A 21,845-nucleotide genomic window follows, 5' to 3' on the forward strand; every position below is an offset into this window, starting at 1 on the left:
CTCCCCCGCCCCGCCCGCCCCGGCCGGGGCGGGGGAGGGTCCGCGCGGCGGCACCCCGGCCAGACCGGCCGGTGAGCGGCCGGCGCGGCCTGCCCCGGGGGCCCGTCCGGCGCGTACTCCCCGACCCGCCGGCACCGCCGACGGCCCGGCCGCGCCCGACCAGGCCGCGCCCGGCGGGAGCCCGGGCGGTCCGGTCGCGGACCCGCCGGCCCGCGGCGACCGGACCGACGACGACGGGGGTACGGCCTGATGCCGCTCTGGGTGGAGCTGGTGCTGCGGGTGGGCGGCGTGCTGGTCGCGTTCCTCACCCTGCCGTTGCTGGTGGGGCAGGCCGAACACAAGGTGATGGCGCACATGCAGGGCCGGCTCGGCCCGATGTACGCGGGCGGCTTCCACGGCTGGGCGCAGCTCGTGGCCGACGGGGTCAAGTTCGTGCAGAAGGAGGACATCACCCCGCGCGAGGCGGACCGGGCCGTGTTCCGGCTGGCGCCGGCGGTGGCCCTGGTGCCCTACCTGCTGGTGCTGCTGGTCATCCCGCTCGGCCCGAACGACCTGGTCGGGCAGCCACTGGACATCGGCCTGTTCTTCGTGCTGGCCGTGGTCGGCGTCGGGGTGGTGGCGGTGCTCATGTCGGCTTGGGCGTCGGCCAACAAGTACAGCCTGCTCGGCGGGCTGCGCGGGGCCGCCCAGCTGCTCGGCTACGAGCTGCCGCTGGTGCTGGCCGCCGCCTCGGTGGCGATGGCGGCGGGCACGCTCAGCCTCTCCGGCATCGTCGCGGCGTGGCAGCCGTGGTGGCTGCTCTGGCAGGCACCCGCGATGATCATTTTCTTCGTCGCCGGCCTGGCCGAGATCCGCCGGCCCCCGTTCGACATGCCGGTGGCCGACTCGGAGCTGGTCTTCGGGTACATGACCGAGTACACGGGCCTCCGCTTCGCGTTCTTCCTGCTCGCCGAGTACGTCGGCATCGTGGTGATCGCCGCGCTGACCACGGTGCTGTTCCTCGGCGGCTGGCAGGGCCCGTTCGCCGACGACCAGCTGGGCTGGCTCTGGACCCTGCTCAAGGTCTTCGCCGTGGCGTTCGTGATCATCTGGCTCCGGGTGTCCTACCCGCGGCTGCGCGAGGACCAGCTCCAGCGGCTCTGCTGGCTGGTGCTGGTGCCGGCCTCCCTCGCGCAGCTGGTCCTCACCGCGGCCGTCCGCATCGCCCTCTGACCGCGAAGGAAGGGCACCTTGTTAACGCCTGCGGTAGAGCAGGGGCCCCTTCTTAACGGTTGAGGAAGGGCCGCAGCTGAGGCAGAGCGGTCAGCGCAGCGGGGTGTGCGCGGGGTCGACGGGCTCGGCCGGCGGCGGTGGCGGCGTGCCGTCGCCGAAGGGACGGCCACCCAGCGCTTCCCGGCCGTGCGGGGTGATCCAGTTGGACAGGTCGGGGCCGAGGGGGACGATCCCGGTCGGGTTGATGTCCCGGTGCACCTCGTAGTAGTGCCGCTTGATGTGGTCGAAGTCGATGGTGTCCCCGAACCCCGGAGTCTGGAACAGGTCCCGGGCGTACGCCCAGAGCACCGGCATCTCGCTCAACTTCTGCCGGTTGCACTTGAAGTGGCCGTGGTAGACCGGGTCGAAGCGGACCAGCGTGGTGAAGAGCCGCACGTCGGCCTCGGTGATGGTGTCGCCGACCAGGTAGCGCTGGTTGGTCAGCCGCCCGGACAACCAGTCCAGCCGGTCGAACAGCCGGTGGTACGCCTTGTCGTACGCCTCCTGGCTGCCGGCGAAGCCGCACCGGTAGACGCCGTTGTTGACGTCCCGGAACACCACGTCGTTGACCTCGTCGATCTGCGCCCGGAGGTGGTCGGGGTAGAGCTGCGGCGCGCCCTCGCGGTGGTACGGGCCCCACTGCGTGGACAGGTCGAGGCTCATCTGCGCGTAGTCGTTGGTCACCACCTGCCCGGTCGGCACGTCGACGATCGCCGGCACGGTGATGCCCCGCTCGTAGCCGGGGAAGCGCTTGAAGTACGCCTCCTGGATGCGCTCGATGCCGAGCACCGGGTCCCGGCCGTCCGGGTCGAGGTCGAAGGTCCAGCTGCGAGCGTCGTGGGTGGGGCCGGCCACCGCCATCGAGATGGCGTCCTCCAGACCGAGCAGCCGCCGCACGATGATCAGGCGGTTGGCCCACGGGCAGGCGCGGCTGACCGCCAGCCGGTACCGGCCCGGCTCCACCGGGTAACCGTCCCGCCCGTCCGCCGTGATCCGGGTGGCTATGTACCGCTGGTCCCGGGTGAACTCACCGCCCGGCTCGACGTACTTCCCGCCTGTTTCCTCGCCCACGTCGCCCTCCCGGTCCGGAATCGTCTTCGGTTCCCATCCTCGCTGATCTCCGGCCCGCCGGCTCGCAGCTGCCCAACCTGACCGCCGGTCCCACGTCCCGATCCGACCGCGGCTGCGGTCCCGCGTCCCGGCCGGGACCGGGCCCGGTGCGACGGCGCCGGTTAACCTGCCGGCATGACGGATGTGGAGGCGGCGGCCCGGCGTTTCATCGCCGATGTGTGGAACGCCCGCCGGGAGGAGTCCGCGTACGAGCTGATCGCCGAGGAATGCCCAGGGCTGGGCGGCACCGGGCCGGAGGCGACGCTGGCCTGGCACCGGGAGCGGCGGGCGGCCTTCCCGGACCTGCGCTACAAGATCGTGGACGTGGTGGCCGCCGGCGAGCGGGTGGCCGTGCACTGGCGGGCGGCCGGCACCCAGGCGGGGCAGTTCGGGCCGGTGCCGCCGACCGGGCAGGTGGTCAGCTACTCCGGGGCGACGTTCCTGCGCTTCGACGCGGCGGGCCGGATCGTCGAGGTGTGGAGCTGCAACGAGCTGTTCCAGCTGCTCCAGCAGCTGGGCGTCGAGATGCTCCCACCGACCGTCGTCAGCGGGCCCGGGGCGTGATTCGCTCCAGCGGGATGTCCATCTCCCACGGCTCCGGCACCAGAATGCCGTCAGTGAGTTGTGCCTGCTCGACGTAGACCTGCTTCATCGCGTCGAGCTTGTGGGTGTGTACGACGATGCCGGCCTCGGTCTCTATCCGCCAGAGGTAGGGGATGTCCGCCTCGGCGTAGAGGGCCGGTTTGAGTACCCGATCGATGCTGCGGGACCCTTCCGAGACGATTTCAACCACCAGAAGAACCTGGTCCGGTAGATAGTGCGACGGATTCCGCTCTGCGGCGTCGAGGTAGGTGACCAGCAGATCAGGGATGAAGGAACGCTTCCGTGAGATGCGTACCTCGACGCCCTGGGTGACGTCGAAATCGCGTGGGCAGCTCTCCAGCATGGCCGAGCCCAGCATGAGCGCGATGGACTGATGGAGTCGCGTGGGGGAGGGCGACATGAGCAGGTTTCCGTCCAGAATCTCGGGGCGAGGCCTGCCGTCGTTGGGCAGGGCGTCCAAGGCGTCGGTTGTCCACTCGCCCGGCGGCGGAACGTCGTCGTGCAGCGCGGCGGTCATCGACGGGTCCTTTCCAGTGCGTTCGTTCTCCCCGCGACCACGGTACCGCCGCAGACCCACGGGTGGTGGTCGCGCGCGCGGGGGCCACAGGGCAGGATGGTCGACATGAGCGACCCCAGCGAGCACGGCGGCACCGAGCGTGGCCTCCCCGGCGCGGGCCTGGTGAAGGGGCTGGCGGTCACTCTCAAGACGATGACCAGCCGCTCGACCACCCAGCAGTACCCGGACGTCGCCCCCGAGCTGCCGCCCCGCTCGCGCGGCGTGATCGCGCTGTCCGAGGAGAACTGCACGGTCTGCATGCTGTGCGCCCGCGAGTGTCCGGACTGGTGCATCTACATCGACTCGCACAAGGAGGAGGTGGCGGTGCCCGGCGCCGCCCGCCCCCGCCAGCGCAACGTGCTCGACAAGTTCGACATCGACTTCTCGCTCTGCATGTACTGCGGCATCTGCATCGAGGTCTGCCCGTTCGACGCGCTCTACTGGTCGCCCGAGTTCGAGTACGCCGAGTACGACATCAAGGACCTGCTGCACGACAAGGACCACCTGGGCCAGTGGATGGCCACGGTTCCGCCGCCGCCGGCGCACGACCCGAACGGCGAGCCGGCCAAGGAGGAGACCGCCGCCGCGCGCAAGGCGGCCGCCGCACGTCCGACCCCGCCGGCGGTACGCCCCGAGCCCGGCGCCGACCCGGGTGCCGCGTCGTGACCGCGCGACAGTCGGCGCCCCGAGCCCGGAGGGCGGCCCGGTGACCGGCGCGGATCTGCTGCTGCTCGCCCTCGGCGCGGTGGCGGTCGGTGCCGGTGCGCTGGTGGTGACCACGAAACACCTGGTCCGGGCGGGGCTCTACCTGGTGGTCTGCCTGGGCGCGCTGGCCGGCGACTATCTCGTGCTCAGCGCTGAGCTGGTGGCCTGGGTGCAGGTGCTGATCTACGTGGGCGCGGTGGTGGTGCTGCTGCTGTTCGCGGTGATGCTGACCCGGGCGCCGATCGGCGCCTCCGACGACCTTGACCGGCCCGGCTGGCCGGCGGCGCTGATCGGCGGCGGCGCCGGGCTGGGGCTGACCGTCCTGCTGGTCGACGCCTACCGGTGGAGCACGGTCGCGCTGCCCGACGCGGGTACCGCGGAACGGTTGGGGGAGCAGATCTTCCGGTCGTGGGTGCTGCCGTTCGAGGTGCTCTCCGTACTGCTGCTGTCGGCGCTGGTGGGCGCGGTGGTGCTGTCCCGGCCGGATATCGGCCGGTCCGGCGCGGGAGCGGACGGCGCGGCAGCGCCGGACGGGGTGGACGTGATCTCCGGGGGGCGCCGGTGAGACCGGTCATCCCGTACGTGACCGCCGCGTTGCTGTTCGGCCTCGGCGTCTACGGCGTACTGCGCCGGCGTAACGCGGTGCTGGTGCTGATGGCGGTGGAGCTGATGCTCAACGCGGTGAACCTGATCCTGGTCACCGCGGACACCACCGCCCGCTCGGTGCTGCCGCACTCCGGTCAGGTCTTCGCGCTCTTCGTCATCGTCCTCGCCGCCGCCGAGATCGGGGTGGGGTTGGCGATCGTCCTTCAGCTCTACCGGCTGCGCGCCAGCGTGGCGGTGGACGAGGTGCAGTTGACCGAACCCGCCGAGTCGCCGCGGACCGCCGGTACGCCGGAGCCAGCCGCCGCCGGCACCGCCGGCCGGGACGCGGAGGCGGGCCGGTGACCGGGGTGCTGGGCGCGCTGCTGCCCGCCGTACCGCTGGCCGCCGGGCTCCTCGGCCTGCTGCTGCCGCCGGCCCCGCGTCACCCGACCACCGGTGTGGGCGGTGACGATCGGGCCCGGCGGGTGGCCGTCGCGCTCGGGGTGACCGGCGCGGCCGGCGCGCTCGCGCTGGCCGTCGCGCTGCTGGTCACGGTCGACGGACCCCGGGAGACGTCGACCACCTGGGTCGACCTCGGTGGGCTGACGGTGACCCTCGGCGTGCGGCTGGACGGCGCCGCCGCGCTGGTCGCGGTGGCGGTCGCCGCGGTCGCCCTGGCCGTGCAGGTCTACTCGATCGGCTACCTGCGGCGCGGCCCGCACGACGACGTCGACGTCGACCACCGCTACCCGCCGTACGCGGCGCAGATCAGTCTCTTCACCGCCGCGATGCTGCTGGTGGTGGTCGCCGGCGACCTGATCATGCTGCTGGTCGGCTGGGAGGTGATGGGCCTCTGCTCGTACCTGCTCATCGCCCATGACCGCCGGCTGCCCGGTGCGCCCGCCGCCGCGATGAAGGCGTTCCTGGTCACGCGGGTCGGCGACGTCGGGTTCCTGCTCGGCATCGCGCTGCTCGGCGTGTCGACGGGCAGCTTCCGGATCGCCGACGTGCTCGCCCACGACCACTCCACCGCGACCCTGACCGCGGCCGGTCTGCTGCTGCTGGCCGGGGTGGCCGGCAAGAGCGCGCAGTTCCCGCTGCACACCTGGCTGCCGGACGCGATGGCCGGCCCGACGCCGATCTCGGCGCTGATCCACGCCGCGACGATGGTCGCCGCCGGGGTGTACGCGGTGACCCGCCTCTATCCGCTGTTCACGGCCGCGCCGGTGACGCTGACCGTGCTCGGGGTGATCGGGTCGATCACCCTGCTGCTCGGTGCGCTCGCCGCCACCGCGCAGGACGACATCAAGCGTGTGCTGGCCTGGTCGACCGTGTCCCAACTGGGTTACATGACCGGCGCGCTGGCGGTCGGCTCGCCGTCGGCGGCGCTGTTCCACCTGTTGACCCACGCCGCGTTCAAGGCGTTGCTGTTCCTCGCCGCCGGCGCGGTGATCCACGCGGTGGGCACCACGCAGATGTCGGAGATGGGCGGGCTGCGCCGCAGCATGCCGGTGACCTTCTGGTGCACGGTGGTGGGCCTGGGCGCACTGGCCGGGGTGCCGCCGCTGGCTGGCTTCTGGAGCAAGGACGGCGTGCTGACGGTCGCCGAAGCCGCCGCCCGGGAGGGCACCGGCCCGGCGCCGTCCTGGGTGGGCTGGCTGGTCTGGCTGGCCGGGCTGGCCGGCGTCGCGATCACCGCCTGGTACGCCGGCCGGCTGCTGCTGCGGACCTTCTTCGGCGAGCCCCGGCTGCCGCTGCTCCGGCCGCACGATCCGCCGGCGGTGCTGCGCTGGCCGGTGCTGCTCCTGGCCGTGCCAGCCGCGCTGCTCGGCCTGGCCGGGTTCGTCGGGGCGTTCGCCGACCGGCTGCGGTTCGCCACCGTGCCGGTGGCGGGCGCGGAGGACGGCCTGGTCCACCTCGGGCCGGGGCTGCTGCTGCCGCTCGCGCTGCTGCTGGTCGGGGCGGGGCTGGTGCTGCTGGGCTGGCGCCAGGCCCCGGCCGCCGACCCGGCGGCCGCGCTGGGTCCGCTGCGGCCGGTCTTCGCCCGCGCGTTCCGGCTCGACGACGTCCAGCACGCCCTGGTGGTACGTCCCGTCCGCGCGCTGGCCCGGGCCGCGCGCACCGGCGACGAGGTGTTCGTGGACGGTGCTGTCGAGGGCAGCGGGCGGGCCGCGTCCGGCCTGGGCGCCGGGCTCGCCGCGCTGCACCGGGCGGCGCTGCCACGGGCCGCCGCCGGGGTGCTGGCCGGCGCGCTGTTGATCGGGCTGGCCGCCGCTCTGATCGGAGGGGTGCGGTGAGCGCGAGGAGTGAGCCGGTGTTGCGAGCCCCGCAGTCGCGAGCAGAGGCGGTCCGGTGAGCGCGAGGAGTGAGCCGGTGTTGCGAGCCCCGCAGTCGCGAACAGAGGCGGTCCGATGAGTGTCGGGCAGGTGTTGCTGGTCGCCGTCCTGGCGCTGCCGGCGCTCGGCGCGGTTGCGGTGGCGGCGACACCGCGGGACCGGACGGCCCGACTGGTCGGCACGGTGGCGGCGGCGTTGACCCTGCTGGCCGCGGTGCCGCTGGTGTTCGGCGGCCGGAGCTGGGTCGCCTGGTCGGCCGGCGCGCCGGCGGTGCGGCCCTGGCACCAACTGGACCTGCCCTGGGTGCCCGGCCTGGATCTGCGTTTCCACCTCGGCGTCGACGGCATCTCCTGGCCGCTGGTGGTGCTGACCGCGCTGCTCACGCTGTTGTGCTGCGGGTACACGCTGTGGCGGGTGCCGGCCGGCGGCAGTGGCCGAGCCCTGGTCGCGTTGCTGCTGGTGGTCGAGGTGGGCATCCTGGGCACCTTCCTCGCCCTGGACCTGGTGCTGTTCTTCCTCTTCTTCGAGGTCGTCCTGCTGCCGATGTACGCGATCATCGCCGGCTGGGGCGGCGCGGACCGGCGTCGGGCGGCCCGCAAGTTCGCGCTCTACACCCTGCTCGGCTCGGTGCTGCTGCTGGTCGGCGTGTACGTCGTGGTCGCCGCCGCGGGCACCGCCGACGTGGTGGCGCTGACCGGTGGCGGCGGATTGTCCCGGGGCACCCAGCTCGCCGCGTTCACCCTGCTCGCGCTCGCCTTCGCGGTGAAGAGCCCACTCTGGCCGCTGCACTCCTGGCTGCCCGACGCGCACACCCAGGCCCCCACGGTGGGCAGTGTGGTGCTGGCCGGGGTGCTGCTCAAGATGGGCACCTACGGCCTGATCCGGGTGGCGGTGGGGGTGGCGCCGGAGGGTGCCCGCTGGGCGGCGCCGGTGCTCGGCGTGCTGGCCGTCGCCGCGATCCTGGTCGGCTCGCTGGTCTGCCTCGCGCAGGACGAGGTCAAGCGGCTGATCGCGTACTCCAGCGTCGGCCACATGGGCTTCGTGCTGCTGGGCGTCGCCACGTTGACCACCACCGGCATCCAGGCGGCGCTGATCGGCAACGTCGCGCACGGCGTGATCACCGGCCTGCTGTTCTTCCTGGCCGGCGCGGTGAAGGACCGTACCGGCACGGGCAGCCTGTCCGAGCTGTCCGGGCTGCGGGAGACCGCGCCCCGGCTGGCCGGTCTGCTCGCGTTCGCGGCGATCGCGTCGCTCGGCCTGCCTGGGCTGGCCGGCTTCTGGGGGGAGGCGTTCGCGGTGATCGCGGCGATCCAGGTGGGCGGCCCGCTCTGGACCACCCTCGGTGTGCTGGCCGCGCTCGGCGGCGCGCTCACCGCCGCGTATTTCCTGCGGCTGCTGCGCCGTGTCACCCACGGCCGGCCGACCACCGCCGTCGGCGGGGTCGGTCCCACCCTGGCCGGGGCCGAGCTGACCGCGTGGGCGCCGCTGGTGCTGCTCGCCCTGGCCATCGGGCTGGCCCCGGCGCTGGTCCTCGGGGTCGCCGAGGCCCCGGTCGACGCCCTGGTGGGGGTGGTCCTCCGATGAACACGGTGCAGAGCGTGGACAGCGTGGCGCTGCTGCCGGCCTACCTGGCCGCCGGTACCGCCGTGCTCGTGCTGGTCACCGACCTGCTGCTGGCCCGCCCGCGGGCCACGGTCGTGGTGGCCGCGCTCGGGGCGCTCAGCACCGCCGTCGGTGCCGCCCTGGTCGGGGCGGGTGGCGAGCGGCGGACGTTCTGCGTCGGCGCCGACTGCTCCTGGATCTTCGGCGGCCGGGCCGCCCTGGTCGGCGCGGTGGTGGCGCTGCTCACCCTGGGCGTGCTCGGGTTGTCCGTGCCCGCGCTGCGGGCCGGGCGGTCACCGGTGGGGGAGTACTGCTTCCTGCTTGCCTGCTCGATGACCGGCGGCGTCGTGCTCGGCGCGGCCGGTGACCTCATCACCCTGATCGTCGCCCTGGAGACGCTTACCCTGCCGCTGTACGTGCTGGTCGGCCTGCGCCGGGGGAGTCTGGCCAGCGCCGAGGCGGCGGTCACCTTCTTCGTGGTCAGCGTCGTGGCCACCACGGTCGCCCTGCTCGGCGCGGCGCTGCTGTACGCGGTGACCGGCTCGCTGCACCTGGACCGGCTCGGCACGCTGCTCGCCGAGCGGCCGGAGCTGCGGGACCTGCCGCTGACCACCGCCGCGGTGGCGTTGCTGCTGCTCGGGCTGGCCTTCAAGGTGGCGGCGGTGCCGTTCCACGCCTGGGCCCCGGCCACCTACGACGGCGCACCCCTGCCGGTGGCCGCGTACCTGTCCACGGCGTCGAAGGTCGGCGGCGTGGTCGCGTTGCTCGCCGTGGTGCAGCGGTCGCTGCCGGCCGACCAGACCGGTCCGGTGCTGGCCCTGCTCGCGGTGCTCACCATGACCGTCGGCAACCTCGTGGCCCTGCGCCAACGGCGTACCGTCCGGCTGCTCGCCTGGTCCTCGGTCGCGCAGGCCGGTTACATCCTCGCCCCGCTGGGCGCGTTGGCGCTGGCCGCCGGCCGTACGGGCGAGGCACGGGATGCCGCGTACGCGGCCGCGGTGGCGTACACCGTCTTCTTCGTGGTCCTGGAGCTGGCCGCGTTCGCCGGGGTGACCGCCCTGCGCCCGACGGGTGCGGACGGCGGCACCCTGGACGACCTGCGCGGTGCGGCCCGCCGGCACCCGTGGCGGGGTGCGGCGCTCGGTCTCGCGCTGGTCGGCCTGGCCGGTCTGCCGCCCGGGTTGGCCGGGTTGTTCGCGAAGGTGACCGTGGTCCGGGCGCTGCTGGACGGTGGCGCCGCCTGGCTGGCGCTGGTGGTGGCGGTCAACGCGGTGATCGGGCTGGCCTACTACCTACGCATGACCGCCGCCCTGTGGGCGCCGACGGCGACGCCGGGCGTGGCGGTTCCCGGCGGTGCGGCGGCCGTACCTCTGGTGGGTGTGGTGGCGGTGGTGCTCGCGGTGGCCACGGTGGCTGCCGTGGTGCTGGGAGTCGCCCCGCAGTTGGTGCTCGACCTGGCCGGCCGTTGATCGCACCGGGCAGGTCTCAGTGAATTCTCAGCGTTGAGACGGATGGTTGGTGGGTACCGGGTTGTTGCACCGGTCAGCGGATCCCGGCGATCCGTGCACCGAAGGAGACATTGTGCACCACAACCGTCTGAAGACCGCCGCGCTGCTCGGCCTGCTCACCGCCCTGATCCTGGCGGTCGGCTACGGGTTCGGCGGCAGTGGCGGCCTGGTCATCGCCGTCCTCGTGTCTCTGGTCATGAACGGCATTTCCTACTTCTACTCCGACAAGCTCGCACTGCGCTCGATGCGGGCGCAACCGGTCAGCGAGGCGGAGTTTCCCGAGCTGTACCGGATGGTGCGGGAGTTGGCGGCCGAGGCCCGGCAGCCGATGCCGCGGCTCTACGTCAGCCCGACCGCGCAGCCCAACGCGTTCGCCACGGGTCGTAACCCACAGCACGCGGCGGTCTGCGTGACCCAGGGCATCACCGAGATCCTCGACTACCGCGAGCTGCGCGGTGTGATCGGGCACGAACTGTCGCACGTCTACAACCGCGACATCCTGATCTCCAGCGTGGCGGCCGGCCTGGCCGGCATCATCACCTTCCTGGCGAACATCGCCTTCTTCATCCCGCTGGGCGGTGGCGACGACGAGGACCGGCCGAACCCGGCCGTGCTGCTGTTGACCCTGATCCTGGGGCCGATCGCGGCCACCGTGATCCAGCTGGCGATCAGCCGGAGCCGCGAGTTCCAGGCGGACGCCTCGGGCGCCGAGTTGAGTCGTGACCCGCTTGCCCTCGCGAGCGCACTTCGCAAGATCGACGCCGTGGCGCGACGCCGGCCGTTGCCGGCACAGGGCCAGCTCACCAGCACCGCGCACCTCATGATCGCCAACCCGTTCCGGGGCGGCGGCGTGGCCGCGCTCTTCTCCACCCACCCGAAGATGGAGGACCGGGTCGCCCGGCTGGAGCAGATGGCCGCCAACTCGGGGCCTGTGCAGTTCCAGCGCTGACCCGCTGATCCAAGCCTCCGCCCGCACCCGTACCGGGTGCGGGCGGAGTGCTGTGTCACCCGCGATATCCGATACCTCGCACTGACCGGCGGCGTTAGGGTCGGAACGGCTCACGCTCATTACATTCTCTGGAGGTTCACGGTGGCCGCACTGCGCCAGTACCTGGGTGTCTGGCGGATCCCCGGCGCGCCGATGCTGCTGATCACCGGCATCATCGGGCGACTCGGGATCGGCATGACCCCGCTGGCGCTGCTGCTGGTGGTCGAGCAGGTGACCGGGCGGTACGCTCTCGCCGCCGTCGCCGGCGGGATCTACGCCGTCGCCGGTGCCGCGCTCAGCCCGGTGGCCGGCCGGATCGCCGACCGGGTCGGCCCGAGCCCGGTCCTGCTGGTCACCGCGGTGGCCCACCCGCTGGCGCTGATCGGGCTGCTGCTGGCCAGCCGGTCGGGCGACGACGCCCTTCCCGCCATCTACCTGGCCGCCGGCATCGCCGGAGCGACCTACCCGCCGCTCACCGCCGCGATCCGTGGTGCGTGGAACGACCTCACCGGCCCCGGCTCCGACCGGTACCACCTGCGCAACACCGCCCTGGCCGCGGAGACCTCGCTGTTCGAGATCGTCTTCGTGCTCGGCCCGCTGCTCGTCGCCGGCTTCGTGCTGTTCGCCGACGCCGCGGCCGCGCTGATCGGGGCGGCCGTGGTCACCCTGGTCGGCACCACCGCCGTCGCCCTCGGCCGTGTGATGCGTGGCTGGCGTCCGCACTCGCGTGAGCACCACGCCCGGGGGCTCGGCCCGCTGCGGGTGGGGGGCTTCCCGGCCCTGCTGGTCTGCGTGGCCAGCCTCGGCATCGCGTTCGGCGCGGCCGGCGTGATTGTCCCGGCGTACGCCGGCAACTACACCGCCGACGACCCGGAGAGCCTGGCCGGGATCCTGCTGGCGGTCTGGGGGATCGGCAGCGCGGCCGGAGGCTTCTGGTTCGGTGTCCGCCGGCCGTCCCCGAACATGACCCGGCAGTTCGCCATGCTGCTCGCCGCGCTCGCCGGCACCTTCGTGGTGTTCGCGGTCATGCCCACGCCGCTGGCGCTGGGTGTCGCGCTGGTCGTCGGCGGGGCCACCATCGCTCCCGCGCTGACCCTGGAGAACACCCTGGTCGGCCGGATCGCGCCGACCGGCATGCTGAACGAGGCGTACACCTGGGTGGTGACCATGTCGGTGGCGGCGAGCGCCGCCGGCGGCGCGGTGGCCGGCCTGATCGTGGACCACGCCGGCGGTGTGCCGTGGGCGTTCCTGTTCGCGGGGGCGTCGGTCGCCGTCGGGGCCGCGGTCGCCGCGCTGCCCGCCGGGCCGATCGCCCGCGCGGAGATTTCGACGGTACGCACCGACGAGCCCGTCGCCGCCTGACCCACCTGCCGCCGCGCGGTCAGGCTTGATCGAACGGGAGCGGGCAGCCGGAGCTGCCGGCGCAGGCCACCAGGTCGTCGCAGCCGGCGGAGATCGCCGCTCGCAGGGTGTCTCGGACGGCCGTCAGGTCGGCCAGCCTCCGCTCCACCTCGGCCAGCTTGGCCGTGGCCTGAGCCGGTAGGCCCGTGCTCGGGCGGTGATGCCGCTGGCCGGCGTGGAGCAGGTCGGCGACCTCGCCGAGCGTGAAGCCGAGACGCTGCGCGGTCTTGATGACCCGCAGCCGGGTGACCGACTCCGCCGGGTACAGCCGGTGCCCTCCGGGCGAGCGCCGTGGCGCGGCCAGCAGGCCACGACGTTCGTAGTAGCGCAGCGTCTGCGGGTTCACCCCCGCCGCGTCGGCCAGTTGACCGCTGCGCAACCACGACCCGGCCGACCCGGGTACGCCGACGGGCCGCGCCCGCTCCGCCAGGCCGTCGAGAACGCCGACGTGCGAGGCCGGCACCCGTACGTCGAGCGTCACCGCGTCCCGGCCGGTCCGCGTGACCTCGAAGGTGAAGAACGAGCAGCACGCCGACTCACGGGCGGTCAGGTCCCGGGCGGCGCGCTCGGCCTCCGCCGTGCCGACCAGGTGCAGCCGCAGGAGCTGCGCGGACGGCCGATCGAGCCGTCGGACGGCGTCGGCGAAGAAGCGGTCGAACTCGGCGAGGCGCACGGGCTGCTCGGCGGTGGGCAGGTCACAGGAGTCGGGGACCCACGTATCGTCCGTCCCAGGGTGTCGGTCGCTCACCACCCGACGGTAAGCCCGTACCCAGGTACCGGATGCAAGCCCGCACCCTTCCGGCTCTAGGCGGTCTTCGGACCGACCAGTGGAAGGAGACCCATGGCAAAGCTGCTGTACTCCGCGACAGCGTCACTCGACGGCTACATCGCCGGCTCGGGTGGTGACATGTCCTGGCTGACCGAGCACCTCGTCGGCGAGAACCCGACGGCGGACCACCTGTTGGCCAACATCGGCGCGATCCTGGCCGGCAACAGCACCTTCGGCGGCGACGACCCGAACCGCGGCACCGACAGCGAAGGGGCCTTCGGCGGTCGGTACCACGGACCGGTGGTCGTGCTCACCCACCGGCCGCCGGTCGAGCCAGCCCCGGGCGTCACCTTCGCCGGCGACCTGCACAGCGCCGTCGCGCAGGCCAAGGAGGCCGCCGGGGACAGGTACGTGAACGTCCTCGGCGCGAACGTCGCCAGACAGTGCATCCAGGCCGGGCTGCTCGACGAGATCCTGATGCTCTTCGCCCCGGTGCTGCTCGGCGACGGGGTACGCATGTTCGACCAGCCGGGCGGAACCAGGGTGCGATTGGCACCGATTCCCGGCGAGACCGCCCACTGGTACAGCGTCATCTATTGAGCCGTGTGTGGCGTCGCCGGAAACCGCTTCAGGCGGCGGGTGAGGTTGGCGGCGGGTACCTGTTGCTCAGCGGGTTCTTGTAGCTGAGGGGTTGCGCCGAGTCCAGAACTACGCCCAAGGTGGGGTGTATCGGCTCACGTAGTCGCGAGCACGGGGGAGCGGGTCCTGCCAGTACTGGTGCGGCATGCGGGAGTGGTGCGCCTCGCAGAATTCGGCGAGACTGTCCACGATCTTGACGCGCTCCAGCGGCCGGCATTCGAAGGCTGTGTTGGCCGTCAGCAATTCCGGCTCGGGGTTCCACCCCGAATGGTCGAACGCCCAGCCATCCCAGAGCGCGTAGGCGTGGAAGACCTGCCAGCCGTCTGCCAAGCGCACCCCTGCGATCTCAATCGGCCGATCCGGGTAGGAATCCCGGCACACCCAGGCCAGGATGTGACACGCTCCGGCAGCGAAGAAGGCCTGGTCCGTCCGGTCCCAGGCGATTCGCTGATCCGATCGCTCAATCGCAGTCCGACGAAATGCCCCCGCTGCTTCGGCCGCCACCAGCCAGACGTTAGCGAATGGTCCGACCCATCGCTCATGCCGCGATGCATCGCAGTCGCGGCCGTAAAGGCCACCAGAAGAGGTACGCCGGCTTCGGGCGGGCCGACGAGGACCAGCCCCAGGCCGTCGTCTGCCCAGGTGACAAGGCGTGATCGGCCCCATGGCCGGGCCCCGAAGCCGCCTTACCTGTAGTTGGTGAACTGGAGCGCGACGCCGAAGTCCTCGCCCTTGAGCAGCGAGATGACCGCCTGGAGGTCGTCCCTCTTCTTGCCGGTGACGCGCAGCTGGTCGCCCTGGATCTGGGCCTGGACGCCCTTGGGGCCCTCGTCGCGGATCTTCTTGCTGATCGCCTTGGCCTTGTCCGTCTCGATGCCCTGGATCACCTTGCAGTCGATCTTGAATACCTTGCCGGACGGGCGCGGATCGCCGGCGTCCAACGACTTCAGCGAGATGTTCCGCTTGACCAACTTCTCCTTGAAAACGTCCAGCGCGGCGCGCACCCGCTCCTCGGTCTCCGCCTGGAGGCCGATCGCCTCCTCGCCCGACCAGGAGATCTCCGCGCCGGTGCCACGAAAGTCGAACCGCGTCGAGAACTCCTTCTCCGCCTGGCGGAGGGCGTTGTCGACCTCCTGGCGGTCGACCTTGCTCACGATGTCGAACGACGGGTTCGCTGCCATGCTTCTGCTCCTGCTGTCCGGCGGACTGGGCCTGCCGTCGGCCGCCGACCGGCAGCACGACCCCCTGACCGTACCCGGTTGCGCCGGTGCCGGGGTGAGCCGCTATCCTTGCTTCCGCCGCCGCGTTACGACGCGGTGGGGTGCCCTGGCGGGTTGCCCGAGCGGCCAATGGGAGCGGACTGTAAATCCGTCGCGAAAGCTACAGAGGTTCGAATCCTCTACCCGCCACCAGGTGCAGAGATGACCCCGTGAGCTGCGGAAACGCGCTCCGGGGTCTTTCTCGTGGAGGCCACGGGCTGGACCCAGGCGCGAATTCGCGTTTCGGTGCGCCGGTTGCGGGTCCGCTGCGAGACTGGGCGCGTGCCAGCTCGCCGGCGCCCGGTGCCGGTCGATCCGACCCGGTAGGTGGAGAACATGTCTGACGACAACGAGATCCGCCCCTTTCGGCTCGACACGCCGGAAGAAGTGATCGACGACATGCGGCGCCGGATCGCGGCCACGCGCTGGCCCACCCGAGAGCTGGTCACCGATCGCTCCCAGGGCGTGCAGTTGGCGACGGTCCAGGAGCTGGCCCGCTACTGGACGACCGACTACGACTGGCGTGCGTGTGAGGCGAAGCTGAACGCCATGCCGCAGTACACGACCGTCATCGACGGCGTCGAGATCCACTTCATCCACGTACGGTCGCAGCACGAGGACGCCCTGCCGCTGATCATGACGCACGGCTGGCCAGGGTCGGTCGTCGAACTGCTCGGGACCGTCGGGCCGCTCACCGACCCGACCGCGCACGGCGCCGCCGCCGAGGACGCCTTCCATCTGGTGCTGCCGTCCCTGCCTGGCTACGGCTTCTCGGGTGAGCCGACCGAGCTCGGCTGGGACTCCAACCGCATGGCCGGCGCGTGGGCGCAGCTGATGGCCCGCCTCGGCTACACGCGCTACGTCGCCCAGGGTGGTGACGTGGGTGCCGCCGTCACGGACGCGATGGGCCGCCAGGGACCCGATGGCCTGGTCGGCATCCACGTCAATCTGCTCGCCGGGGCGATCGGTATCAAGGACAAACTGCCGGCGAAGTCCGAGCAGGAGCGCGTGGCGCTCGACGCGCTCAACACGTTCACAATGGACGGCTTCGGCTACTTCCTGGAGCAGTCCACCCGGCCGCAGACGATCGGCTACTCCCTGCTGGATTCACCCGTCGGGCTGGCGGCCTGGATGCTCGACCACGACACGGACAGCTATTACAAGATCTCCCGCGCGTTCGTCGACGGCAAGCCGGTGGGCAACCTGACCCGTGACAGCATCGTCGACAACATCACGCTGTACTGGCTGACGGGCACCGGCGCCTCGGCCGCCCGGTGGTACTGGGAATTTGGACGGACCATCGCCGCAGCCACCGCGTCCGGCCAGGCGCCTCCGCCGGTCTCGGTTCCGGTCGGCTTCACGACGTTCCCCGACGAGATCTGGGCTGCCCCGCGTAGCTGGGCCGAGACGGTCTACCCCGACCTCGCGTACTTCAACGAGGTCGACCGCGGCGGCCACTTCGCCGCCTGGGAGGAACCGGAGCTCTTCTCCACCGAGGTGCGGGCCGTGTTCCGGCCGCTTCGGAGCTCCTGAGCTCGTACGTCCGAGGTCGCCAAAGCGTAGGCAGTTCACCGTCGGGCGCGACGGTGGCTCGGCCTGGCGAGGAAGGCCATCCAGACGGGATCTCACCTCGGCCTGTCCTTGGGCTGGTGCAGCGTTCTTCGAGCCGCCAGCCGTGGATCCGGAAGGGATCCGTCGAGGTGCTGGCGCGCTGGCGAAGACCCGGTATGGTGGTCGATGGCTGGACACGGAGCGCAAGCGCGTCCTACCCTTGAGGCCCGTCACTGACAGTGACCGGCTCGCCAGATTTGATCGCCCCAGCACGGCTGAGCCGAATTGTGTTGAAGGTCGTATTCAATGCTGTACGAAGCGGTGAGCTGCCCTGCGGGCTCGTGATCAGGCCCGGCGTGATGAGGGCGGTGGGCCGAACGGCGGGAAGTCACAGACGGTGGGGCCATTCGGGCCGCCCACCACTTCTCTGGCTGCGCTCACTGTGGCACGATCGTGGAACCTCCACTACCCCCACGATACTTTCCGACAGGAGCAATCATGTCTGGTCGTAGGTTGGGCCGGCTGTTTGGCTCACTTCTAGTCCTCGCCGCACTCGTGAGCGGCATCGGCGGTGTCAGTCTCGGCGGCAGCGCAGGGGGCGGCGCGCAGGCTGGCGACATTGTCTGGCAGAGCGTGCAGGCTGGCGACATTGTGTGGCAGAGCGTGCAGGCTGGCGACATTGTCTGGCAGGTGCGGGGTGACCACGTCAGGCCGACCGCGCAGACGGCAGACATCGTCTGGCAGTGAGCGGCTGGGCGCCCTGGGTCCGTCATCCAATTGGGCTGTTCGGGGCGCCACGCGCCAATGGCGGAGTGCTCCGTGACGGTGTCGTGACCGCTCGGCGTCATTCCGAAGGAGCGCCATGATCGGTCGCGGTCAACCCCGGCGCAGGTCGTCCGAGGACGCATGGATCATCACCGCGCCTCTCGCTTTGATCGCGGTCACCTGCGCCACCATCACGGGGTTGGTCGCGAAGGAGCCATTCGGCGACTGGCCGGAGGCAGCTCTTCTTCTCGTCCTGATGATCGTGGCGGGGTTGCCGCTGCTCAGCCTGGTTGTTCGGCGGCAGACGATCGGTGTCACGCTCACCGAGCTGCCAATGGTCCTCGCGCTCTACTTTCTGCCGCCGCTGACGGTGGTGGTCATCTACACGTTGAGTTCGCTCATCACCCACACTCGGCAGCGGTTTTCGGCGCCCAAAGTGTGGTTCAACGTGGCGCGGGCCGCTGCGGGGACGTCACTGGCCGTCTTGGTCCTCCAGGCATTCCCGCCCATCAAGGGGGTGGGGCCAAGCACTTGGGTCAGCATCTTCGCCGCCGTAAGCATGGTGATCCTGATCAGTTACGCCAGCGTGGCCGCGGTGCACACGCTGCTGCACGGCTGGCAGACCGGGCGCGGGACATTGCGTACCGCCACGCCGGCGGTGCTCACCGCGGCGATCAACGTGTCGGTTGGCCTGATTGTGCTGATCATGGTCCGGAGCACGTGGTGGTCGCTGCTCCTGCTCGCCGCCCTCGGCGCCGGCCTTGTCCTGGTCTATCGGGCCTACGCCCAGTTCTTCCGTCAGCACCGCACCCTCACCGACCTGTACGACCTGACCCGCGCGGTGGTCGAGAGCGGGCACAGCGGCAGGCTGGCGGACGCGCTGCTCGGCCGGGTCCGCGCTCTGATGCAGGTGGAGTACGCGACGCTGTGGCTCCCGGCCCAGGGGCGGCACCCCGAGACCTTGTTGACTGCCCGGGTGGACGACCCCGGTCTGCTCGACCTGGCGCTCACCCCGCCGACGATCCGGGAGCGGGTCCGCGACACCCGGCGCACGATTGCCGTCGGCCGCGGTGTGACCACCGACGGAGAGTTCCGCGCCGATCTGGCCGAACGGCGGATCAAGGACGTGGTAGTGGTGCCGCTGCGGTCTGGTCAGGTCGTCATCGGCACCCTCGAGGTGGCCAATCGCCTCGGTGATGGCAACAACTTCACGCCCGCGGACATCGCCGTCTTCGAGACGGTGGCCGCGCACGCCGCGGTGGCCCTGGAGAATTCTCGGCTGGTCGATCGGTTGCGACACGACGCGTACCACGACGCCCTGACCAAGCTGCCCAATCGGCGGCGGATCACCGGCGCACTGGAGGAGTCGGTCAAGATCCGCACCGACGGCGAGGTGGTGGCCTTGCTGCTCTTCGACGTCGACGGGTTGCGGCAGGTCAACGAGTCGCTCGGCCACGCGGCGGGTGACAAGGTCCTCGCCGAGGTCGCCAACCGGTTGCGGGCCAGCGCGCCGTCGTCGGCCCTGGTCGGCCGGGCCGGTGGGGACGAGTTCCTGGTGACGCTGCGGTTGGAGAGCGCCGACGCGGCACTGGAGCTGGCCGGCCAGTTGCGCGACCAGATCCGCGACGAGATGGTCTTCGACGCGCTCACCCTCGACGTGAACACCGCCGTCGGGGTGGCCGTACACCCGGATCATGGCAGCGACGCGGCGACCCTGCTGCTCCGGGTCGACCTCGCCGCCACGGCCGCCAAGTCGGTGCCGGGCAGCGTACAGCTGTTCAACCCTGCGCTGGAGTCCCGATCGCTGCGCCGGCTGGGTCTCGCCGGCGATCTGCGCCGAGCACTGGACCATGACGAGCTGGAGGTCTACTTCCAGCCCAAGGTCACTCTGCGGGACCGCCACCTGGTCGGTGTCGAGTGCCTGGCCCGGTGGGAGCACCCGACGCACGGCACCGTGGCCCCCGAAGACTTCGTGGCGGTGGCCGAACACACCGGCCAGTTGAGCCGGCTCACCGAGGTGGTGCTCCGCGAGGGGCTGCGCCGCAGCCGGGACTGGGCACTGGCCGAACAGCCGCTGTCCATCGCGGTCAACCTCTCGGCCCGTACGCTCACCGACCAGCATTTCCCGGACCGGGTGCAGGAGCTGTTGACGGAGTACGGGGTGCCGGCGCAACGCCTCACCCTGGAGATCACCGAGGCGGGGGTGCTGGACGGCACCGACCGGCCCATTCCGACCCTGCGCCGACTGCGCGACCTCGGCGTCCGGCTGTCGGTGGACGACTTCGGCACCGGCGACTCGTCCCTGGCCCACCTCCGTCGGCTGCCGGTGCACGAGGTGAAGGTGGACCGCTCCTTCGTGCAGGGCATGGCGACCGACCCGGGTGACCTGGCGATCGTCAACGCGGTGGTGACCCTGTCCCAGCAGTTCGGCCTGGCCGTGGTCGCCGAGGGTGTGGAGAGTGAGCTGACCCTGGAGCTCCTCCAGGACATCGGCTGCGAGATCGGTCAGGGCTTCCTGTTCAGCCGACCGCTGCCGTACGAGCGTCTGGCCGCCTGGTTCGGCGCCCAGGCCGACCCGGAAACGATCTCCGGCGGGGAGCTCCCACGCCTTCGTGTCGTGCCCTGAGCTGGGCGCGGACGATCATCGGGGATCCGATTTCACCTGTCGAGCCGGGCCGTGTACTCTTACTTCTGCGCGCCTCCAGGGGAGATCGCGCAGGCCCCCTTAGCTCAGTCGGCAGAGCGTCTCCATGGTAAGGAGAAGGTCTACGGTTCGATTCCGTAAGGGGGCTCGAGGGTTCAGCTGGACCCACCGCGGCGGTGTAGCTCAGATGGCAGAGCAAGCGGCTCATAATCGCTGTGTCGCCGGTTCAAGTCCGGCCACCGCTACTCTCGTCTTCCGGGCACGGTCCCGGTGGCCGTGGGGATGGGCGCCACTGGCGCTCACTTTGCATGTCCGCGCAGTCAGCGACTAGGCTGACGCGTCGTAGTTGTTTCCGTTAGCGAGGAAGGCACTCCGCCGTGGCGAAGGCTACCGATGTCCGGCCGAAGATCACTTTGGCGTGTGTGGAGTGCAAGGAGCGCAACTACATCACGCGCAAGAACCGTCGTAACGACCCCGACCGCATCGAGCTGAAGAAGTTCTGCCCGCGCGACGGTCGGCACACGGTCCACCGCGAGACCCGCTGACCTGCGGCCGGCCCCACGCCGGCCATTGTTGAAGCTTTCCCGATCGCCGATCTGGCCGGGCCGGCGCGGCTCCGCCGCCGCCGACCGAGCAGATCGGCGATTGTGTTCTCCGTGTAGGTTCGCGGCATGTCTCTGGACCCTTCCTTCGTCGGCCGGACCTATCCGCCGACCGCCCCCTACCAGGTGGGCCGAGAAAAGATCCGTGAGTTCGCCACCGCCATCGGCGCCACCGACCCGGCCCACCACGACCCGGAGGCGGCCCGGGCGCTGGGCCACCCGGACGTGGTCGCCCCGCCGACCTTTCCGGTGGTCGTCACGATGGCCGCGAGCCGCCAGATCGTCGAGGACCCGGCGCTCGGCGTCGACTACAGCCGCGTGGTGCACGGCGACCAGCGGTTCGCGTACACCCGGCCGGTGGTCGCCGGCGATGAGCTGGTGTGCGCGAGCACCATCGAGGACGTCACCACCCGGGGCGGGCACGGCTTCCTGACCACCCGCACCGACGTGAGCACGGTCGCCGGCGAGCCGGTGGTCGCCGTCTGGTCCAAGATCGTCGTACGTGGGGAGGCGTGAGATGGAGCTGCCAGCCAAGACGTTCCAGGTGACCCGCGCGGACCTGGTCCGCTACGCCGGCGCCTCGGGCGACTTCAACCCGATCCACTGGAGCGACCGGTTCGCCACCAAGGTGGGTCTGCCCGGGGTGATCGCGCACGGCATGTTCACCATGGCGCTGGTCGGCCGGGCCGTCACCGAGTGGGCCGGGTCGCCCGACGCGGTGGTCGACTACGGCGTCCGGTTCACCCGGCCGGTCGTGGTCCCCGACGACGACCAGGGGACCGAGATCGAGGTCACCGCGGTGGTCCGTGAGGTGACCGAGGACGGCCTGACCCGGCTCGACGTGACCGCCACCTGCCTGGGTGAAAAGGTGCTCTCGCAGGCGCGGGCCACCATCCGGACGGCACGCTGAATCTTCCCGCCACGCGAGGCGGGGAGACCGGTTGGGAAAGTCGGGCGGCTACCCGTACACT

The 21,845-nt window shown here is 71.4% G+C and carries 22 protein-coding genes, 3 tRNA genes and 1 pseudogene; 21 read left to right on the forward strand and 5 right to left on the reverse strand.

The window, feature by feature from the left end:
- Positions 1-250 (forward strand): annotated as a pseudogene (locus ACWD6N_RS22780) (NADH-quinone oxidoreductase subunit C); the annotation flags it as partial.
- Positions 250-1,212, forward strand: coding sequence for a complex I subunit 1/NuoH family protein (locus ACWD6N_RS22785; protein WP_121656084.1), 963 nt, complete (start codon positions 250-252; stop codon positions 1,210-1,212). The pseudogene ACWD6N_RS22780 and the gene ACWD6N_RS22785, both read left to right, overlap by 1 nt.
- A 90-nt stretch (positions 1,213-1,302) precedes the next feature.
- Here ACWD6N_RS22785 and ACWD6N_RS22790 read toward each other — a convergent pair whose 3' ends face one another.
- Positions 1,303-2,322, reverse strand: a complete 1,020-nt coding sequence (locus ACWD6N_RS22790; protein ID WP_354964826.1) for a glutathione S-transferase family protein — start codon at positions 2,320-2,322, stop codon at positions 1,303-1,305.
- Positions 2,323-2,496: 174 nt separating this feature from the next.
- Between ACWD6N_RS22790 and ACWD6N_RS22795 the strand changes: the two genes are divergently transcribed.
- On the forward strand, positions 2,497-2,925 hold the full coding sequence (locus ACWD6N_RS22795; protein WP_354964825.1) for an ester cyclase: 429 nt from the start codon (positions 2,497-2,499) through the stop codon (positions 2,923-2,925).
- On the opposite strand, the gene ACWD6N_RS22800 is transcribed toward ACWD6N_RS22795, so the two are convergent.
- Positions 2,906-3,481, reverse strand: coding sequence for a Uma2 family endonuclease (locus ACWD6N_RS22800; RefSeq protein WP_354964824.1), 576 nt, complete (start codon positions 3,479-3,481; stop codon positions 2,906-2,908). The two genes, ACWD6N_RS22795 and ACWD6N_RS22800, sit on opposite strands and share 20 nt — an antisense overlap.
- A gap of 96 nt (positions 3,482-3,577) precedes the next feature.
- Between ACWD6N_RS22800 and ACWD6N_RS22805 the strand changes: the two genes are divergently transcribed.
- The 8 genes from ACWD6N_RS22805 (at position 3,578) to ACWD6N_RS22840 (ending at position 12,606) form a co-directional block, all read left to right on the forward strand.
- Positions 3,578-4,186 carry a NuoI/complex I 23 kDa subunit family protein gene (locus ACWD6N_RS22805; RefSeq protein ID WP_354964823.1) on the forward strand — a complete coding sequence of 203 codons (609 nt, stop codon included), beginning with the start codon at positions 3,578-3,580 and terminating at the stop codon, positions 4,184-4,186.
- A gap of 40 nt (positions 4,187-4,226) precedes the next feature.
- On the forward strand, positions 4,227-4,790 hold the full coding sequence (locus ACWD6N_RS22810; RefSeq protein WP_450005162.1) for an NADH-quinone oxidoreductase subunit J family protein: 564 nt from the start codon (positions 4,227-4,229) through the stop codon (positions 4,788-4,790).
- The gene (gene nuoK, locus ACWD6N_RS22815) at positions 4,787-5,173 is read left to right on the forward strand and encodes an NADH-quinone oxidoreductase subunit NuoK (protein ID WP_354964821.1); all 387 of its coding nucleotides are present in this window, start codon (positions 4,787-4,789) and stop codon (positions 5,171-5,173) included. The genes ACWD6N_RS22810 and nuoK overlap by 4 nt, the downstream gene beginning before the upstream one ends.
- A complete protein-coding gene (locus ACWD6N_RS22820; protein WP_387324545.1) occupies positions 5,170-7,107 on the forward strand; it encodes an NADH-quinone oxidoreductase subunit 5 family protein in 1,938 nt (645 codons plus the stop codon). The genes nuoK and ACWD6N_RS22820 overlap by 4 nt, the downstream gene beginning before the upstream one ends.
- A gap of 114 nt (positions 7,108-7,221) precedes the next feature.
- A complete protein-coding gene (locus ACWD6N_RS22825; protein ID WP_354964819.1) occupies positions 7,222-8,730 on the forward strand; it encodes a complex I subunit 4 family protein in 1,509 nt (502 codons plus the stop codon).
- Positions 8,727-10,217: an NADH-quinone oxidoreductase subunit N gene (locus ACWD6N_RS22830; protein WP_354964818.1), complete on the forward strand. Its 1,491-nt coding sequence runs from the start codon at positions 8,727-8,729 to the stop codon at positions 10,215-10,217. Before ACWD6N_RS22825 ends, ACWD6N_RS22830 begins: the two co-directional genes overlap by 4 nt.
- A 112-nt stretch (positions 10,218-10,329) precedes the next feature.
- Positions 10,330-11,205: a zinc metalloprotease HtpX gene (gene htpX, locus ACWD6N_RS22835; protein ID WP_354964817.1), complete on the forward strand. Its 876-nt coding sequence runs from the start codon at positions 10,330-10,332 to the stop codon at positions 11,203-11,205.
- 141 nt (positions 11,206-11,346) lie between these two features.
- On the forward strand, positions 11,347-12,606 hold the full coding sequence (locus ACWD6N_RS22840; RefSeq protein WP_354964816.1) for an MFS transporter: 1,260 nt from the start codon (positions 11,347-11,349) through the stop codon (positions 12,604-12,606).
- A gap of 19 nt (positions 12,607-12,625) precedes the next feature.
- On the opposite strand, the gene ACWD6N_RS22845 is transcribed toward ACWD6N_RS22840, so the two are convergent.
- A complete protein-coding gene (locus ACWD6N_RS22845; RefSeq protein WP_354964815.1) occupies positions 12,626-13,393 on the reverse strand; it encodes a MerR family transcriptional regulator in 768 nt (255 codons plus the stop codon).
- Between the two features lie 93 nt (positions 13,394-13,486).
- Between ACWD6N_RS22845 and ACWD6N_RS22850 the strand changes: the two genes are divergently transcribed.
- A complete protein-coding gene (locus ACWD6N_RS22850) occupies positions 13,487-14,014 on the forward strand; it encodes a dihydrofolate reductase family protein (RefSeq protein ID WP_387324553.1) in 528 nt (175 codons plus the stop codon).
- 108 nt (positions 14,015-14,122) lie between these two features.
- On the opposite strand, the gene ACWD6N_RS22855 is transcribed toward ACWD6N_RS22850, so the two are convergent.
- Both ACWD6N_RS22855 and ACWD6N_RS22860 read right to left on the reverse strand, forming a co-directional pair.
- The gene (locus ACWD6N_RS22855) at positions 14,123-14,557 is read right to left on the reverse strand and encodes a hypothetical protein (protein WP_354964813.1); all 435 of its coding nucleotides are present in this window, start codon (positions 14,555-14,557) and stop codon (positions 14,123-14,125) included.
- Between the two features lie 182 nt (positions 14,558-14,739).
- Entirely contained in the window at positions 14,740-15,234 is a 495-nt protein-coding gene (locus ACWD6N_RS22860; protein ID WP_354964812.1) for a YajQ family cyclic di-GMP-binding protein, read from the reverse strand.
- A 147-nt stretch (positions 15,235-15,381) separates the two neighbouring features.
- On the opposite strand from ACWD6N_RS22860, the gene ACWD6N_RS22865 reads away from it, so the two are divergent.
- The 9 genes from ACWD6N_RS22865 to ACWD6N_RS22905 all read left to right on the forward strand — a co-directional run bounded on the left by ACWD6N_RS22865 (position 15,382) and on the right by ACWD6N_RS22905 (position 21,784).
- Positions 15,382-15,465: transfer RNA gene (locus ACWD6N_RS22865), tRNA-Tyr, on the forward strand.
- Positions 15,466-15,648: 183 nt separating this feature from the next.
- Positions 15,649-16,845 (forward strand): epoxide hydrolase family protein, encoded by a 1,197-nt coding sequence (locus tag ACWD6N_RS22870; RefSeq protein WP_354964811.1) that lies wholly within the window; start codon positions 15,649-15,651, stop codon positions 16,843-16,845.
- A gap of 573 nt (positions 16,846-17,418) precedes the next feature.
- Positions 17,419-17,610: a hypothetical protein gene (locus ACWD6N_RS22875; protein ID WP_354964810.1), complete on the forward strand. Its 192-nt coding sequence runs from the start codon at positions 17,419-17,421 to the stop codon at positions 17,608-17,610.
- Between the two features lie 115 nt (positions 17,611-17,725).
- Entirely contained in the window at positions 17,726-20,254 is a 2,529-nt protein-coding gene (locus tag ACWD6N_RS22880) for a putative bifunctional diguanylate cyclase/phosphodiesterase (RefSeq protein ID WP_354964809.1), read from the forward strand.
- A gap of 93 nt (positions 20,255-20,347) precedes the next feature.
- Positions 20,348-20,420 (forward strand) — tRNA-Thr (locus ACWD6N_RS22885).
- A gap of 24 nt (positions 20,421-20,444) precedes the next feature.
- A tRNA-Met gene (locus tag ACWD6N_RS22890) sits at positions 20,445-20,517 on the forward strand.
- Between the two features lie 132 nt (positions 20,518-20,649).
- Complete coding sequence (gene rpmG, locus ACWD6N_RS22895; protein WP_007073056.1) at positions 20,650-20,817, forward strand: 50S ribosomal protein L33; 168 nt, start codon at positions 20,650-20,652, stop codon at positions 20,815-20,817.
- Between the two features lie 126 nt (positions 20,818-20,943).
- Positions 20,944-21,390, forward strand: a complete 447-nt coding sequence (locus ACWD6N_RS22900; RefSeq protein ID WP_074314636.1) for a MaoC family dehydratase N-terminal domain-containing protein — start codon at positions 20,944-20,946, stop codon at positions 21,388-21,390.
- A gap of 1 nt (position 21,391) precedes the next feature.
- Complete coding sequence (locus ACWD6N_RS22905; RefSeq protein WP_354964808.1) at positions 21,392-21,784, forward strand: MaoC family dehydratase; 393 nt, start codon at positions 21,392-21,394, stop codon at positions 21,782-21,784.
- The last annotated feature ends 61 nt before the right edge of the window (positions 21,785-21,845 follow it).

Source organism: Micromonospora sp. NPDC005163 (genome assembly GCF_053599835.1).

What these genes read in the sequence shown, in the direction of transcription:
- ACWD6N_RS22785 (WP_121656084.1), top strand. Translation starts at nt 250, where the DNA reads ATGCCGCTCTGGGTGGAGCTGGTGCTGCGGGTGGGCGGCGTGCTGGTC.
- ACWD6N_RS22795 (WP_354964825.1), top strand. Translation starts at nt 2,497, where the DNA reads ATGACGGATGTGGAGGCGGCGGCCCGGCGTTTCATCGCCGATGTGTGG.
- ACWD6N_RS22800 (WP_354964824.1), bottom strand. Translation starts at nt 3,481, where the DNA reads ATGACCGCCGCGCTGCACGACGACGTTCCGCCGCCGGGCGAGTGGACA.
- ACWD6N_RS22805 (WP_354964823.1), top strand. Translation starts at nt 3,578, where the DNA reads ATGGTCGACATGAGCGACCCCAGCGAGCACGGCGGCACCGAGCGTGGC.
- ACWD6N_RS22825 (WP_354964819.1), top strand. Translation starts at nt 7,222, where the DNA reads ATGAGTGTCGGGCAGGTGTTGCTGGTCGCCGTCCTGGCGCTGCCGGCG.
- ACWD6N_RS22830 (WP_354964818.1), top strand. Translation starts at nt 8,727, where the DNA reads ATGAACACGGTGCAGAGCGTGGACAGCGTGGCGCTGCTGCCGGCCTAC.
- ACWD6N_RS22850 (WP_387324553.1), top strand. Translation starts at nt 13,487, where the DNA reads ATGGCAAAGCTGCTGTACTCCGCGACAGCGTCACTCGACGGCTACATC.
- ACWD6N_RS22860 (WP_354964812.1), bottom strand. Translation starts at nt 15,234, where the DNA reads ATGGCAGCGAACCCGTCGTTCGACATCGTGAGCAAGGTCGACCGCCAG.
- ACWD6N_RS22870 (WP_354964811.1), top strand. Translation starts at nt 15,649, where the DNA reads ATGTCTGACGACAACGAGATCCGCCCCTTTCGGCTCGACACGCCGGAA.
- ACWD6N_RS22880 (WP_354964809.1), top strand. Translation starts at nt 17,726, where the DNA reads ATGATCGGTCGCGGTCAACCCCGGCGCAGGTCGTCCGAGGACGCATGG.
- ACWD6N_RS22900 (WP_074314636.1), top strand. Translation starts at nt 20,944, where the DNA reads ATGTCTCTGGACCCTTCCTTCGTCGGCCGGACCTATCCGCCGACCGCC.
- ACWD6N_RS22905 (WP_354964808.1), top strand. Translation starts at nt 21,392, where the DNA reads ATGGAGCTGCCAGCCAAGACGTTCCAGGTGACCCGCGCGGACCTGGTC.